General features: G+C 49.4%; 19 protein-coding genes. 1 reads left to right on the forward strand and 18 read right to left on the reverse strand.

Going from position 1 to position 15,379, the window contains the following annotated elements:
• Window positions 1-47: 47 nt before the first annotated feature.
• The 8 genes from ABEW34_RS06775 to ABEW34_RS06810 all read right to left on the reverse strand — a co-directional run bounded on the left by ABEW34_RS06775 (window position 48) and on the right by ABEW34_RS06810 (window position 6,476).
• Window positions 48-1,028: a biotin--[acetyl-CoA-carboxylase] ligase gene (locus ABEW34_RS06775; protein ID WP_430156311.1), complete on the reverse strand. Its 981-nt coding sequence runs from the start codon at window positions 1,026-1,028 to the stop codon at window positions 48-50.
• Window positions 1,018-2,301: a CCA tRNA nucleotidyltransferase gene (locus tag ABEW34_RS06780; RefSeq protein ID WP_430156312.1), complete on the reverse strand. Its 1,284-nt coding sequence runs from the start codon at window positions 2,299-2,301 to the stop codon at window positions 1,018-1,020. Before ABEW34_RS06780 ends, ABEW34_RS06775 begins: the two co-directional genes overlap by 11 nt.
• A gap of 19 nt (window positions 2,302-2,320) precedes the next feature.
• Entirely contained in the window at window positions 2,321-3,487 is a 1,167-nt protein-coding gene (gene bshA / locus ABEW34_RS06785; RefSeq protein WP_430156315.1) for an N-acetyl-alpha-D-glucosaminyl L-malate synthase BshA, read from the reverse strand.
• Window positions 3,488-3,575: 88 nt separating this feature from the next.
• On the reverse strand, window positions 3,576-4,274 hold the full coding sequence (gene bshB1 / locus ABEW34_RS06790; RefSeq protein WP_430156318.1) for a bacillithiol biosynthesis deacetylase BshB1: 699 nt from the start codon (window positions 4,272-4,274) through the stop codon (window positions 3,576-3,578).
• The gene (locus tag ABEW34_RS06795; protein ID WP_056028730.1) at window positions 4,271-4,690 is read right to left on the reverse strand and encodes a methylglyoxal synthase; all 420 of its coding nucleotides are present in this window, start codon (window positions 4,688-4,690) and stop codon (window positions 4,271-4,273) included. Before ABEW34_RS06795 ends, bshB1 begins: the two co-directional genes overlap by 4 nt.
• 40 nt (window positions 4,691-4,730) lie before the next feature.
• Complete coding sequence (dapB, locus tag ABEW34_RS06800) at window positions 4,731-5,489, reverse strand: 4-hydroxy-tetrahydrodipicolinate reductase (RefSeq protein WP_430156595.1); 759 nt, start codon at window positions 5,487-5,489, stop codon at window positions 4,731-4,733.
• A 49-nt stretch (window positions 5,490-5,538) separates the two neighbouring features.
• Entirely contained in the window at window positions 5,539-6,084 is a 546-nt protein-coding gene (locus ABEW34_RS06805) for a tetratricopeptide repeat protein (RefSeq protein ID WP_430156321.1), read from the reverse strand.
• 56 nt (window positions 6,085-6,140) lie between these two features.
• Window positions 6,141-6,476, reverse strand: coding sequence for a nucleotide pyrophosphohydrolase (locus tag ABEW34_RS06810; RefSeq protein ID WP_430156323.1), 336 nt, complete (start codon window positions 6,474-6,476; stop codon window positions 6,141-6,143).
• 388 nt (window positions 6,477-6,864) lie between these two features.
• On the opposite strand from ABEW34_RS06810, the gene ABEW34_RS06815 reads away from it, so the two are divergent.
• Window positions 6,865-7,734 (forward strand): YitT family protein, encoded by an 870-nt coding sequence (locus ABEW34_RS06815; RefSeq protein ID WP_430156325.1) that lies wholly within the window; start codon window positions 6,865-6,867, stop codon window positions 7,732-7,734.
• Window positions 7,735-7,746: 12 nt separating this feature from the next.
• Here the strand turns inward: ABEW34_RS06815 and ABEW34_RS06820 are convergent, their stop codons facing one another.
• The 10 genes from ABEW34_RS06820 to ABEW34_RS06865 form a co-directional block, all read right to left on the reverse strand.
• On the reverse strand, window positions 7,747-8,622 hold the full coding sequence (locus ABEW34_RS06820; protein WP_430156327.1) for a sporulation protein YpjB: 876 nt from the start codon (window positions 8,620-8,622) through the stop codon (window positions 7,747-7,749).
• A 52-nt stretch (window positions 8,623-8,674) separates the two neighbouring features.
• On the reverse strand, window positions 8,675-9,310 hold the full coding sequence (locus tag ABEW34_RS06825; RefSeq protein ID WP_430156329.1) for a DUF1405 domain-containing protein: 636 nt from the start codon (window positions 9,308-9,310) through the stop codon (window positions 8,675-8,677).
• A gap of 109 nt (window positions 9,311-9,419) precedes the next feature.
• On the reverse strand, window positions 9,420-10,298 hold the full coding sequence (locus ABEW34_RS06830) for a menaquinol-cytochrome c reductase cytochrome b/c subunit (RefSeq protein ID WP_056028744.1): 879 nt from the start codon (window positions 10,296-10,298) through the stop codon (window positions 9,420-9,422).
• Window positions 10,299-10,317: 19 nt separating this feature from the next.
• On the reverse strand, window positions 10,318-10,989 hold the full coding sequence (gene qcrB, locus ABEW34_RS06835) for a menaquinol-cytochrome c reductase cytochrome b subunit (RefSeq protein ID WP_046232067.1): 672 nt from the start codon (window positions 10,987-10,989) through the stop codon (window positions 10,318-10,320).
• A gap of 16 nt (window positions 10,990-11,005) precedes the next feature.
• The gene (locus ABEW34_RS06840) at window positions 11,006-11,539 is read right to left on the reverse strand and encodes a ubiquinol-cytochrome c reductase iron-sulfur subunit (protein ID WP_056028748.1); all 534 of its coding nucleotides are present in this window, start codon (window positions 11,537-11,539) and stop codon (window positions 11,006-11,008) included.
• 233 nt (window positions 11,540-11,772) lie between these two features.
• Entirely contained in the window at window positions 11,773-12,195 is a 423-nt protein-coding gene (locus ABEW34_RS06845) for a DUF2487 family protein (RefSeq protein WP_430156331.1), read from the reverse strand.
• Window positions 12,196-12,453: 258 nt separating this feature from the next.
• Window positions 12,454-12,633: an IDEAL domain-containing protein gene (locus tag ABEW34_RS06850; RefSeq protein ID WP_056028751.1), complete on the reverse strand. Its 180-nt coding sequence runs from the start codon at window positions 12,631-12,633 to the stop codon at window positions 12,454-12,456.
• A gap of 22 nt (window positions 12,634-12,655) precedes the next feature.
• Window positions 12,656-13,162 (reverse strand): gamma carbonic anhydrase family protein, encoded by a 507-nt coding sequence (locus ABEW34_RS06855; RefSeq protein WP_430156333.1) that lies wholly within the window; start codon window positions 13,160-13,162, stop codon window positions 12,656-12,658.
• Window positions 13,163-13,268: 106 nt separating this feature from the next.
• Window positions 13,269-14,504, reverse strand: coding sequence for a hypothetical protein (locus tag ABEW34_RS06860; RefSeq protein WP_430156335.1), 1,236 nt, complete (start codon window positions 14,502-14,504; stop codon window positions 13,269-13,271).
• 272 nt (window positions 14,505-14,776) lie between these two features.
• Entirely contained in the window at window positions 14,777-15,373 is a 597-nt protein-coding gene (locus tag ABEW34_RS06865) for a histidine phosphatase family protein (protein WP_430156337.1), read from the reverse strand.
• Between the last annotated feature and the right edge of the window lie 6 nt (window positions 15,374-15,379).

Below are 15,379 nucleotides of genomic sequence, written 5' to 3' on the forward strand. Positions count from 1 at the left end.
ACCGCCCGTTAACCCCATACTAGCAAAAATATGTCGCTTCGTAAATATTACTCTCCCCGCGGCTCGCCCATTTCTGCAGAAAAAATAAGCGCCTGGCTGCCATCCAGCTTTTCTACGATAAGCGCTCCGCTAACATCAAGCCCTCTCGGTGTGCCTTCAACGATACCTTGCGGCGTTAAAAGCGTAGCTGGCTTGTGAAGCGAAATCGAAAGCGACTCCCATAGCGTAACAATCGGGGCAAAGCCCTCGCCTTGATACAGCCCATATAGCTGCTCCCACTCCAGCAAAAAATCGGAAATTATCGCTTCGCGAACCTGTTTCTCGCCGCTTGCCATTCGCAGGGAGGTCGCTTTTTCCAAAAGCTCCTCGGGATAATCGGCCTGCTGCAAATTAACGCTGATGCCAATACCAGCGATGACATAGCGCAGCCGCTCATCCTCTGCGGCGGATTCGAGCAATATGCCGCTAATTTTTTTGCCATTAATGAGCAGATCGTTTGGCCATTTAATGCCGATGTCGAGCTTCGTCAGCCGCTTAAGGCTGCGGCAAAGCGCTACTGCCGTAAGCAGCGTTAGCTGCGGAGCAAAATAAATCGGCACCGTTGGACGCATGACCATGCTCATCCATATGCCTTTGCCCAGAGGCGATATCCACCCTCGCCCCATGCGGCCCCGACCGCTCAGCTGCTGCTCAGCAACAACGAGCGTGCCTTCCTCCGCGCCGCCTTCCGCTAGCGCTTGTGCAATATTTTGCGTCGATTCGACCGATTCCAGCACCTGCAGCTTTTGACCAAATTTTCTGGTTTTAAGACTGGTTAGCAAAGCAGCCATGTCCAGCTTGTCCGGCATGGAAAGCAGACGATAACCGAGTCTGCGTGAAGCTTCAAATTCATATCCTTGGGACTCCAGCTTGCGTATTTGCTTCCATACCGCCGTGCGGCTCACTTTCAGCTCGCGGCTAATATGCTCGCCCGATACATATTCGCCGTCGCGGTCCGCAAACAAACGCAGCAAGTTTTCATGACTCATTCGTCTCTTCCTTCCATCTGTCAACTTGTTTCAGCAGCTGTTCCTGCGAATTAGCAAGCTCCCCAAGCGCGACTAGCAGCAACAGCTGCTTCAGCGTTTCGCCCATCCAGGCTCCCGGTTTGCGCTCCCAATAGGCCGCAAGCTGATTGCCGTTTATCGCCAACTCCTTGAGCGAGGAAATTTCCATTTGCGACAGCCAAAGCTTCATCTGCGGCAAATCAGCCCAAAAAGCGTGTTCCCGCCCATTTGCTTCAGCAATATGCAGCCAGCTTGCTGCGGCTGCCCGTCCGTAGCGCAGAATGGCCTCAACCCAGCTTGTACGAAGCTTTTCTTCGTTTGGGCTCCGGTTTACGACCATTTCATGATGAAGCGACACTATCGCCATAATGACGCCGGTGCGGCTTCCTGACATACGCAGCGCCTGCAGCGTTGCTTTTGCCTCCTGAAGGGTAACGCTTGGCCGCGTCATCAATGCCGCATAACGAATGTCCACGCCATCTAGCTCAGTCAAATAGTCGAGCTTTATACGCTTCTTCTTCGCTGACTCAGCAAGCAAGGCTCGAGCGGCAGGCAAAGGCTCCAGGGTGTACGCAAGCAGGCCACTGCCTGTGAGCAGCCCGGCTGCATAATGCGGAGCGGGACCGCCAAGCATTTTATCAAGCTCGGCCTGCACACGCTCCATCGCTACGTAGCGCAGCAGCTCGCGGTGCTTGAGCAGCGCCCGCCAAGTGCGGTACACGATGCGAAAGCTGAACTGCGAAGCGAAGCGGAGAGCACGGAGCATGCGAAGCGCATCCTCCTGAAACCTTGCTTCCGCGTCGCCTACACAGCGCACCAGCTTCGACTGTATGTCGCTCATACCGCCATACGGATCGTAATAATCTCCGCTTAAGTGCAGCGCCATCGCATTAATCGTCAAATCCCGCCGCAGCAAATCCTCCTTCAGCTCCGATATAAAAGCAACACTCTCTGGCCTGCGATGCTTCTCGTATACAGATTCCTTGCGATACGTCGTGACCTCATATCCTGTCCCATCCTGTATCACCGTCACCGTCCCATGCTGCAGGCCGGTTGGAATACAATACGCAAATAAGGCAACAACCTGCTCCGGTGTCGCCGACGTCGCAATATCTACATCTTTAAGCGCGAGGCCCATAACGGTATCCCTCACGCAACCTCCAACGAACACAGCTTCATGGCCGTGCCCGTTCAAGGTTGCGAGAATGGGCAGCGCCTCTCGCATTGCTTGCGGAATCGAGGTGCAGCGCTCCATCTTCTCACCCTCTATCCTCTTATTCGCAAACGACCGCAGACGCAGGAAGCTCAGCTTCCATGCCCAGCACGCGATAATAAATCTCTTCATATTCAGCCGTAATGCGGTCATTACAGAAAGCATGGCAAGCGCGGAATATGCAAGCCTCCTTGAATTTCGCATGCAGCTCTTCGTCTGTCAGCAAACGAATCGCATTCGCGGCCATGCTATCCACATCGCCTATCGGGCTAAGGAAGCCCGTTTCACCATGCGTCACCAGCTCCGGAATACCGCCGGCAGTGGAGCCAATTGTCGGTACGCCGCAAGCCATGGCCTCAAGCGCAACTAAGCCGAAGCTCTCTTTCTCCGAAGGGAGCAGCAGCACATCAGCAAGCGATATCACTTGCGCCACATCCTCCTGCTTGCCCAGAAATACGACGCGCTCCTCCAGTCCCATTTCACGGATTTTGCATTGTATTTTCGATAGCTCCGGTCCTTCTCCAACTAACAGCAGCTTCGAAGGTACCGTTTTAGCAACCTGCTGGAAAATTTCAATGACGTCTGATACCCGCTTAACTGGGCGGAAATTGGAAATATGCATTAATATTTTTTCATTTGGGCTTGCATAATCCAGTCGCAGCGAAGCGACGTCCCGAGGATAATAAATGCGCTTGTCAACGAAATTATAGGTGAGATCAATCGGCTTCGTAATATCAAGCAGCCTTCTCGTCTCTTGAATCAAGTCCTGGGAAACCGCCGTTACAGCATCACTTTTGTTAATGGCAAGCCTAATCAAGTCCTTAAGGGACTCATCCTGCGCAAGCACCGTGATATCCGTTCCATGCAGCGTTGTAACCGTCTTGAGCTCATCGCCGATCATCTGCTTGGCGAGATGGGCACAGACGGCATGAGGAACCGCATAATGCACATGAAGCAAATCCAGCTTCTCCATCTTGGCAACCTGTGCCATCTTGCTTGCCAGTGATAAATCATAAGGCGGATACCGAAATACATAATAATCATTGACTTCAACTTCATGGAAAAAAATATTTTTATTAAAATGGCCTAACCGGAACGGAATGCTGTGCGTTATAAAATGAATTTCATGTCCCCGCTCAGCAAGCAGCTTGCCGAGCTCAGTCGCAACGACACCAGAGCCGCCAAGCGTAGGATAACAGGTTATCCCGATTTTCAACTTACGTGCCATGTCCTGCTCACTCCTGCCGTCTCTAGCATTTATAATCAATTATATTCCTAATGGTTTGTATATCTTGCCAAATCGGTAGCCTGACCTTCTAAAATAATTTAACCTCATGCGGCCGCTTTAAAGCAAATCCTTCCGCATACTGCCAGGAGCGTGCTTGACCGAGCAGCATATCTCTTGCTTCCACCCGTTCCACATAGCGGTCGGTGAGCGGCGTCGAAACGCGGTCTTCCGCCCCAGAAACCGCTTGAAACTGCGAACGGTAAGCCAGCAGCGATTGGCGCTTCGTTTCGTATTGCTCACTAACGTCTACGACGAGTGAAACCTGCTCCATGTCATTTATGTAATAATAAATGAGCTGCTGCACCTGAACAGGCGGCAGCTCCGGCATATACTTTCGCAGCTTGGCATTAAATACAGCTTCCTCGACCAGCTTGCTGCATGCAATATGATCGGGATGCCGATCAACCCAATACGGCGCAAATACGATGCGCGGACGGCTGCGGCGGATTTCCGCCACAATGCTGTCAATGTTGCTGCGGGTATGCTCAAGGCCGCGATCTGGCAGCTGCAAATTGGTCCGTGAATAAAGACCAAGCACCGCAGCAGCGTCATCAGCTTCTCGCCTTCGCTGCTCTACGGTGCCATTCGAAGACATTTCCGCTTCGGTTAAATCACAAATACCAACCAGCAAGCCTGCCATCGTATGTTTGGCAATGGTGCCGCCCATTCCAATTTCAGCATCATCTGCATGAGCGCCAAATACGAGAATATCTAACGGCTCACTCATAACGGCAATTCAGGCTTGTACTTATGAACAAGCTCTCTCCAGGCAAAATCCCCGCGTTCCAGCGCCTTGACTAGCAATTCGGCTGTCGCTACGTTTGTCGCAACCGGAATGCCCTGCACATCGCAAAGGCGAAGCAGCGCAATAATATCTGGCTCATGCGGCTGGGCCATAAGCGGGTCGCGCAGGAAAATAATCAGATCCATTTCATTTTGGGCAACAAGGGCTCCGATTTGCTGGTCGCCGCCAAGCGGGCCCGACATAAAGCGATGGATGCTCAAATTCGTCTGCTCCATAATTCTCGTACCAGTCGTGCCCGTTGAATAGAGTTCATGGCCAACAAATACCTGCTCATAGGCAATAACAAAGTTCACGATCTCTTCTTTTTTTCGGTCATGCGCGATGAATGCAATTTTCATAGGTGAGGCCCCTCTTCCGCTGTCTAGTTCAAACCTTCTATTAATCCATTAAATGCTCGAAACCGTATATTAATCCGCTGTAACCCATCACTTTCTTAATCGCAACATTAACGCCTGGCATATAGCCTGCACGGTCATAGGAGTCATGGCGAATTTTGAGTGATTGGCCATAACCGCCAAATACAACCTCCTGCTGCGCAAATACGCCCGGAAGTCTCACACTATGTATACGGAAGCCATTGTAATAACCGCCTCTTGCTCCTTCAATCGTTTCTTTCTCGTTAGGATTGCCTTGGCGCAGCTCCTGACGAGCCTCAGCAATAAGCTCTGCCGTCTTGATCGATGTGCCTGAAGGGGCATCAAGCTTGTGGTCGCCATGATATTCAATAATTTCAACATGCGGCAAATATTTAGATGCCTGCGCTGCAAATTTCATCATCAGAATTGCGCCAATCGAAAAGTTAGGCGCGATAAGCCCGCCAAGCTGCCTCTCGATACACCGCCCGTTGAGCTCTTCAATTTGCTCAGGCGTAAAGCCCGTCGTTCCCATAATAGGACGAACCCCAAATTCAATTGCTGTTTTTGTATGTTCATAGGCTGCATGCGGAGCCGTAAAATCGACCATAACATCGGCCTTTGCACTGCTGAGCGCCTCTTCAATCGTCCTGCAAGCGATGACGCCGGTATTCGGCTTGTTCGCAAAGCTTCCTGCATCTACAGCGCCTGCTGAAGGCGCGACGGCGGATACAAGCTCCAGCGCCTCATCCTCCAGCACCATTTTTACCACTTCACGGCCCATAAGACCGCCTGCTCCGATTACTGCTACTTTAATTGTATCCACTTATCCATCACCTGTTCCTTCGTCTATGTTGTCCGTTGATTCGGTAGCGCATCAAGCGCCGCCGACGGCTCACATCAGCAAACAGCCTTCTGGCGGCTGAATGCTCAGGGTCAAGCCGTATCGCTTCACGAGCATGGACAGCAGCTTCATCCAACTGCCCAAGCTCAGCGTACGTCATAGCGATCCAGTAAAAAGCGTCAAAGCACAGCGGATCAAGCTCCACCGCCTGCTTTAGCAACAACAGCGCCTCTTCCAAAGCCGGAGGTTCTTGTATCAGCTGCTGCTGCGCACTGGAAAGCCGCAGCCTCGCTTCAATCGTCTGAATATGGTAAATATATTCAGGTTCATCATCCACTAGCTCAAGCGCTCGGCGGGCATGGTCATAAGCTTTCACCCATTTCCCGCTGCGCGCGCATGAGATCGCGCACTTATGATAATAACTGGCATTGTCAGGCTCTGCGGCAATCGCTTGCTCAAACCAGACAATAGCCTGTTCAAAATCGCTGGTCAAAATGAAAGCATACGCCTTTTTGATACAAGCATCCCCGTTCATTACCGCCCATCCTCCTTGTACACAGGTTGATGGTACAGCATATGTGAGATGAGGTATTACTGTTCAGTGTTTTTTAAAGTCCAGCGGTTTTTATCCCGGGTATTGAATTTGTTCATTACTTTATTATGTGCTTCCGTTAAATCAATATCGAGCGAATTGGCGAAGCAGGATAGTAGAAATAAAATATCGCCAAGCTCCATCTCGATGGAGTTGTCGGCTTCATCCGCCTTCTTGCGCTTCTCGCCGTAGGAATGGTTCACTTCACGCGCAAGCTCGCCAACTTCCTCGCTCATTCTTGCCATCAGCGCCAGCGGACTGAAGTAGCCTTCTTTAAATTGAGAAATATAATCATCCACTTCTTGCTGGATATGTGCTAACGTTTTTTGAGACATACGTGAAATTCCCTTCTTTCAAGACTAGCGTTTTCCACATCTATAGCAGTTGGAAAACAAGCCTAAAACTTATTGTTGTCAATAATTCATATGTTAACGCAAAGAGACGATGAAAACAATGTTTTTGAACGATGAAAATTGCGCTATACTACAGAATGGAAACCGCCTTCCGATCAACAACGGCGTTTTCCGGCTGTCCCATGTAAAAGATTAATCACAAGCAGTGGACACCGAAGCAAATAAGTGAAATAATGGCTTCTTTATGCTTATCATTCAAGTATAAACGACAATCGCCGTCCTTGGCCGGCAAAGCTTCCTTTTGCGCTGAAATATAAGCCTGTTATAAAAGGAAAACGTATATGCTTATTTTAAAAAAAGGGGAATTCTAATGATGCTTCGTATAGTGACTAAACAATTGCAAATTATTTTGCCTATTCTGCTAGGCACAGCCATATATGCTTTCGGGCTGCACTATTTCCTTATTCCGAACCTGCTTATGGAGGGCGGTGTAACCGGCATAGCGGTTCTGCTCAATTATGCAGCCGGATGGCCGCTGTCCATTACGACGCTTGTCCTCAACATTCCGCTGTTTCTGCTTGGCTGGAAGACGCTTGGCCGTACCGAGATGCTTTATACACTCGCTGGCATCGTATCGCTCTCCTTCTTCCTTGCTGTGATGGAGCAGCTTATTGCCAGAGGCTGGGTCATTACCTTCCACACTTCAACCGATTACATACTTGCCGCTTTGTATGCCGGCGTTACGCTCGGAGCGGGGCTTGGCATCGTCTTCCGCTTCGGTGGAACAACAGGCGGCGTGGATATTATAGCCCGAATCGTATCACGTCGCAAAACGCTGAGCATGGGGCAAATTATTCTTTTACTCGATATTGTCATTATCGGGGGCTCGCTCTTTTTTATTCCTATCGAAAAAGTGCTGTATACGCTCGTAACGGTATTCGTTTCCGCCAAGCTCATTGATTTCATTCAAGATGGTGCCTATGCCGCCAAATCCTTCTCCATTATTACAGACAAAGGCACGCCGATGGCGCAGCGCATTACGATTGAGATGGAACGCGGCGTGACGCTGATGCCGGCAAAAGGCGCCTTTTCCGGCCAGCAAAAGGAAATCGTTTATTGCGTCGTTCAGCGGCAGGAGCTGCGCCGGCTCAAAGCTATCGTGCGCAGCGTAGATCCACGTGCTTTCGTTATCATTAATGATGTCCACGATGTGCTGGGCGAAGGATTCAACGAGGAATAAAAGCCGCTCCCATCATGGGAGCGGCTTTATGCCGTAAGGCTGCTGCTTGTATTTACGCCAGCTCTTATAAGCAAGCACAGCCATAATAATAGCGCCAAGCAGCAGCGTCCAGCTTACCGGATTAGCCGATGCGGGAGGCGCGAGCGCTGGCTCCTCCACGATAGTTTGCGGCTTGTCCGTAAACAATCTGCTTACCGCCGCTCCGAGCTGCGTCAGCGCCTCGTCGACTCGGCCCGCTTGCGCTTGGTCTTTAGGCCCAGCGGATAACAGCACGTTTGTGTAGCGTATCCGCTCTTGCAGCTCTTTAGCCCGTCCTTCCGGACGCAGCATAAAGGCTGGACCCTCAACGAGCGCCAAATGCGCGCTTAAGTTGTCCATCACCGCTCTTGCAGCATCCGCACGCTCCTCATAAGGGCGCTTCCACGCTTTCCGCACGCGGCTTACATCTTCGAGCATAACCCGCTCATATTGCATCCATAAACCGCTTGCCGGCCTAAGCATCGCATCCGCTGTTAAATGAATGCGGGCAGATGACTCCATCCACGCTACGGACTGCTTTTTGCTCAAAAGCTCATCGGAGACAGCCCTGATGCTCTGCTGCAGCTTTGCCCAGCCAGCTGGGCGGCCTTCTATGCCTGTTTCCAGCTGCGGCAAAAGGCGCTCCAGCTGCTGGACATATTTATAGCCAGCCTGGCGGTTGTCTGCATAAGAAGCCTTATATAATGAATGAGCCGCTTCTTCGAAACGACGCATTAGCTCTTCAGCATCGGCAGCCTGCGCTTGTCTCGTGCCAAGCGGCTGTTCACCCGCATAAGCCCAAGTCGCAGAGACGGAGCCTAGCAACATCGCGATACATAATACAATGGGTATTGCAATACGCGTTCTCATGGACATCCCCCCATAATCCAGCTTATGAGGGGATGTCCATCGTTATGCTTTTTTATGCTTGTTTTCTCGCGCGGAGCGCCAGCCAGCCCACGATAAAGCTAAAGATAGATAAGCCATATGTAAACAGGCGAACTTGCGGCAAATCGTCCATCAGTTCATCAGCGAGCCACGGAAATACGCCGAACGTATAATCAATGGTGTCATTAAGCAGCAGCCAAGCTGTGGCAACAACGACTGCCTTGAATCCCGCCTTCATAAAACGAGCATACAGAAGCACCTCAACAGCCATGCCAAGATGAGAAAAAACGAGCATGCCATGCTGCCAATTCAGTTCCCCGCCCTGCGCTCCCGTCGCCACGATCATCGACACCGCCCACAAGCCATACTTCACTGACGTAACGACCGCAAGTCCTTCGATAATCATTCTAGTCACCTGAACGAACCTAGATGCCGATTCAGACGGCGGGAACAACAAATAAAGCAGAGTAAGGGTAAAAAACAAACTAGCCGTCGGACTATCCGGCACAAATACAAGCAGCCAAGACGGAAAACGTTCGTAAGTATAAACCAATTGATTCCAGTACCATATGTAACCGTAAACAGTTCCGAAAAAATTAACGATAAACAGCAGCCACAATATCGTACGATTCATCCATAGCATGCGGCTCCATAACCATGACAATCCCATTATTTTCAACCCCTATATTCCTAGCCTTGTTACAGCGTTTGTACATGGTCCTAATAAGTTTGAAAAGAACCTGATTGCAATGAAGCAATCAGGTTCTTGCTGTTACTCTTTATTCAGTTGAAGCTTTCTGCTTGGAAAGCCACGTTGCAATTTGATCAATCTGCTCAGCGCTCAGGCTGTCTTTGAAAGAAGGCATATTGCCGTTTCCGTTCGTGACGGTCGCTACAATCTCTTCTTTAGATAATACATCGCCAATTCCCCGTAGTGCAGGAATTTGCGGTGGGTTACCCTTCATATCAGCTGCGTGGCAGGTCAAACATTTGGATTGCTCCATCAGCTTGTGTGCTGGATCATCCGCTTCTACAATTGCAACGGATGCGGTTTCAGGCTTCTTCGTTGTGCTAGGAGCCTCTTCACCCTTAGCCGCTGCTTCTCTTGCTTTCTCTTCACGAATGTGATGCTCAGGTATCGTATTGGTAATTTCCAGCTGGTGCTGGTAGTGATCCCAAGATATAACCGTCAAATACACACAGGCGATCAATGATAAAATCATCAGTGAGGAAGCAATCGGACGACGGTAAAATCTGCGCTCTTTGCCTGTATCGAGGAAAGGAGCAAGCAGCAAGCCGCCGAACATAACACCAGGAATACCCATCGTACCGAGTACAATGTAATCCTGTGATACATATGGATATTTCAAAAATTGATACAGGAACAAGAAATACCAGTCCGGCATCGGAATAAACGATGCGTTTGTCGGATCTGCCGGATAGCCTAGCGGAGCCGGCTCTGCAATCGTCCATACGAGAAATCCGACGAGCACGACGCAGCCAACCATCCACTCTTTCAGCAGGAAGTTAGGAATAAACGCTTCTGACTTCCCTGGAAAAGACGTGTAGTCCGGCGGAATATTCGGATGATTGTTTTTCTTCACCCGCGAATCTCCGACGAATACAACCTTTTCGTCTGATTTGTGACCATGTGCCATCATAAAGTCCTCCCTTCGCTTAAAGTGGTCCCGAAATACCTTGTTTCCGAATCATCAGGAAGTGAGCTGCCAGCATAGCAAGAAGCGCACCTGGCAGGAAGAAAACGTGAATCGCGAAGAAGCGAGTTAACGTTTGAGCTCCTACGATGTCGCCGCCATACAGGAACTGCCCGATGTAAGGTCCGATGTACGGAACGGATTCCGCGATTTGAACGCCGACCTTTGTTGCGAAGTAAGCTTTGTTATCCCATGGAAGAAGGTAGCCTGTGAAACCAAGGCCCAACATAATGAAGAAAATAAGCATACCCACTACCCAGTTCATTTCGCGCGGCGCTTTATAAGAGCCGGTGAAGAACACGCGCAGCGTATGTAAAAACATCATAACAATAACTAGACTCGCACCAAAGTGATGCATACCGCGAACGATGCCGCCGAATGCGACCTTGTGGTTCAAATAGTCAACGCTTGCATAAGCATTCAAAATGTCCGGAACATAATACATCGTCAGAAACATACCAGACAAAATTTGAATAACGGTAATAAAAAACGTCAAGCCGCCAAAGCAGTAGACAAATGCCGAGAAATGATGTGCAGGGTTAACGTGCTCCGGTACTTCGTGATCCGCAACATCCCTCCACAACGGCGTAATGTCAAGACGTTCATCAATCCAATTGTATACACTTTTAAACATCTGATCATTCGCCTCCTTAGCCTACCCGTGAATTTGGCTTAACTGGACCCAAGTAAACAAATCCATTCTCAAGCTTCACTTCGTATTCATCCAATGGATTTGGAGCAACTGCAAGGTTCTTGCCGTCTTTCGTATAACGTGCGTCGTGACATGGGCAGTCATACTCATCTTTACCCTTCGCGTTCCAAGCAATTGTACAGCCCAGATGCTTGCAGATCGGTGAAAGCGCAAATATTTTGTTGTTTGCATCTTTAGACACCCATGCAGACAACTCAGGATCACTGACGTACCATCCATCAACTTGGTGAATTTGGAACTTAAACTCTTGCGGATCTGTCGTAATTTTGCTCTCTTCTACTACTTTAACAAAGGTGCCCTCGGTTTTTTTCTCTAATAATGGGTCTACCGCAAAACGCACCATTGGAAGCACGGCTCCGCCCATCATAAATGCGGTTGTTCCACCGAGCGTATACGACAAAAACTGCCGTCTTGACATCTCTTTGCGTTGAAGCGGCTTATGTGCCGATTCTTGATGTTCGTGGTTACTCATCTTCTGTTCTACCCCCTTTGCCAACCATTTCTTGTGTTTTAGCCCATGGCAAAACACATGACGAACTAGGACATACTTATAATAGCCTAGGTGCTTAGGAGCGTCAAGAATATGGCTGATGATTGACTGCCTAATAAAATGTTGATTTTTAATTTGTAATTAATTTGTCACATTTAACCTTGCATGGCATTTGTTTTCCCCAATAAACTTCCCGATTATGCAAAATTGAAAAATCAGGATGGCTCCTTTGGATTCCACATAAGCGAAACGCGCTCCTTCACGTCGGCTCCAGAAGGCAGCTCGCCTGCTTGATCCGGTTCCAGCAGCAAATCGGCCTGAATACGGGCCAAATCCAGCTTGCCTGATGCGGTCGCTACAATTATATATCGGAATCCCGATGCTCTAAGTGAAGCGCATACATCATTAATCATATCGACAGCGGCGTGGCCCCCTACATAATGAAGCGCCGGATAAGTGACGACTCGCCCTTTAAAAGGAATTTCGATCAAATCCATTACATCGCGCAGACGCTCCAGGGCAGCGGTCGCCTCATAAGGCTCTTCTTCGCCGCTCATGCCGGTCACAGGCAGCATGCAAGTGTCCAAATAAGGACGCAGCTCTTCCCACTGCTCTTCCTGTACATCGCTAAATTTCATTGCTAAGAACTCCTTCCGCTTGCAGCTTCAGCTGACTTATTGCTTCTAGCAAAAACTAGCTAGCTTCCTTTTTATAGATCAAACCTTTGTCTATGTTAACGGTTTATTTCCCATTTGCCAATGGGTCTTCTCCATCTACCTGCTGATTTTATTCGATGCGCAGCAAAATAAGCTTCTACCTCAGCCCGCGAGCTTTCTCGCCGGAGCCTCTGATGGAAGCTTATTTTGCCCTTCATTCTTGCTGTCCACGTTATGCCTTCACTTCATTTCGTTCAATTCTTTAGCTAAACGATAAAACGTATCCTCATCGCCAGCCGCAAGCGACTGGTCAATTTCGCGGTATATACGCTCCGCACGGAATTTTCGCACCGCTTCATCGAGGGCCATTTCTGCTGCTAGTGACAGCATCGCTTCGTACGTTACCTTCATTTTATCCATAGGATACACCTCCACACCGGCGTTAAGAGATCCTATATTCTTCGCCTTTCTTCACGTAGCTTTCCATCGTTCGTTTCATTCGCAGCAAATCGTCCTCTGTAAGCTCTCTAACGACTTTAGCAGGTGAACCAAGAGAAAGCGTATAGGGTGGTATCTTCTTATTCTCCGTAACAATCGAACCGGCTCCTACTAAAGCATATTCACCAAGCTGCGCGCCGTTAAGTACGATTGCCCCCATTCCAATTAATGTACCTTTGCCTATCGTACAGCCATGGATTATCGCCGCGTGCCCAATGGAAACCTCATCTTCCAAAATGAGCGGCTGGTTCGTATTCACATGACCGACAACTCCATCTTGTATGTTGCAGCTATGTCCAATGTGTATCGGAGCCAAATCTCCGCGAAGCACCGCGTTAAACCATACCGTGCTGCTGGGGCCGATTGTTACATCACCAATCAGCCTCGCTCCTTCCCCGATATAAACACTGGAATGAATCGTTGGCCTTACTCCCAAATAAGGTAGCAGCATCTTGTAAATTCCCCTCTCATATGCACTGGAAAATCAGCATTCAGTTGCTATGCATCCATTCCTTTACATTAACGTGGGGTGATTCTACCAACTGCCACAGCCATTGTCAATACATGAACAATCGGTTCTGCTCTTCCAGACTAATGCCCAGTATGACCGCTTTGCCCGCTTTCGTCGTTTTGATGACCACGCCGTGTTCCTCATGCTCTCCAAGGCGTATTAAACCGAGATGGACGAGCATGCCAAGCAATCTGTGCTGAAAAATCCGCTCCGCATCATCATAATAGAAAGGTTTAATGAGCGGGACAAGCACTTGGCTGAGCGACTGTGCCGTTACCCACTGTTCCGACAGTCCGCCAATCCATTGTACGAGCGCTAAAATGTTCGGAATGGGCCCTTTATACTGCTTAAGCCAGCATTTGTACAGCTGCTGCAATTCATTTGCCGGAGCGCTAAGCAGCCTTTCCTGCCCGCTTGGCGTAAGCCTGAGGCCAAGAGGCTCCTCTAGAAAATAGTTCATTTGCACACAGTAGTCATACAGCAGCGACATTCGATTCGGATAATGGTGAAAATATTTGCCGTAGCCGAATCGCCATTCCCCTTTGCCGGGAAGCTCCTCCTTGATCGAAAACAAATCAAGCAGTTGCAAGCTGAAGCGCTTGTAAATGGAACCGTCAGCCGCCATCGTCACTTCGTTGTGATGGATGTAATGCAGCAATTGACGAATATCGGCTTGCAGCAGCTCCTGCTCATCACGATACACATGAGGCTCGTCCGCATACACAAGCTGTGCTGCAAATTTGCGCTTCAACGTTTCACGAAATCGCTGCTTCAAATCCTCCGGCACCTGAAACAAATAACGGTTCGGCCCAGTGAAGCCGTTAAACAGCCAGCCCTGATGCTTGAATTTAACGATTGTATCCCGGGGGCTGCTTTCCTTCATGACAGGCGTTTTCTTAGAGCGGCGCTTCGGTTGTTTTGCTTTGGTCGACTTCTGAATAGAAGAAGCTTCCTCTCCAGAAATCTGCTGCTCCCCTTTCGTTTCCTTCTGGGCAACGCTCGCCGTCTCCGGGCTGCTGAACTTGCTCTGCTGCGCACGAGCCAGAAGCTCCTCCAGACTAAAAGCATCTCTTGTCTCGAACAGCAGCGAGTTTAAAAACCGCAAATCCTCAATCGCCATGCTGCTAATTTGTTGCTCGAAAACATCATTTCTGCTTACAGCGCCAAGAATCGACTGAATCAATTCATTTTTGGAGTTGCTATTGCACTCGCATTGATAGACGGAGGCAATGCGGCTGAGCTGCCCGATATCTGCGCAGCCGAGCATATCCGATAAATTCATAGTCTCTCCTCCTTCGCGCTTAACTGCTGCTTAATGAACAGCTTTGCTTGCACTCATGATTGTAGAGCAGCCTTTTTTTATTACCATTATGGGAAGAAACTCAGATTTTATAACCGCATTACCGGAAAAAATAGTTTTTATGCTCCTTTTTCGAAAAAAGCATCTCTAGCAGCAACCATAAAAAAACGCCATTCCTCCCATAGGAGAAATGGCGCCGCCATCGATTGAACCCAGCTGCTCCTGCAATTATTAAAGCAGCTTTCACACTTATTTTAAACGCCGACTTGATCAAGTTGTTGCAAATGCCGGCTGCAATTGTACAGCAAAGATTTCCATTCATTTTCGGTGAACTGGAGAATCGAATAGGACATATTATCGAGAAACTGTTTATCAAGTCCCGAGCAGAGCTCATCCAACAGCTGGGCGAGAAAACTCCCATGCGTGACGACTAGCAAACGCCCCTGGGGATTGCCTTGCCGCCATTCCTCTACAAAAGAACGACCACGCCCGCGCACAGTCTCATCAGACTCCTGTCCAACTTCCGCTTGGCGCCAATGCTCACCCCAGCGCGCTATTCGCTCCTGCTCCGTCGTTCCTTCTATATCGCCATAAAAACGTTCACGCAGCCGCTCATCCGGCGCAAGCAGCAGAATACCCAGCTTATCCGCGACAATTCGGGCTGTCTCACGGGCACGCTGCAAATCACTGGAAATGACAGCATCCCACAGCTTCTGATCTTCGCTTAGACGGTTAGCGAGCGCAACAGCTTGCGCGACTCCCCGCTCATTCAAGGGAATATCGGTCTGCCCTTGTATTTTCCCAAGCTTATTCCAATCCGTATTGCCGTGACGTACCAGACCCATTATCATCCCGCT

Source organism: Paenibacillus algorifonticola (genome assembly GCF_050481745.1).
Taxonomy (GTDB): Bacteria; Bacillota; Bacilli; order Paenibacillales; family Paenibacillaceae; genus Pristimantibacillus; species Pristimantibacillus algorifonticola_A.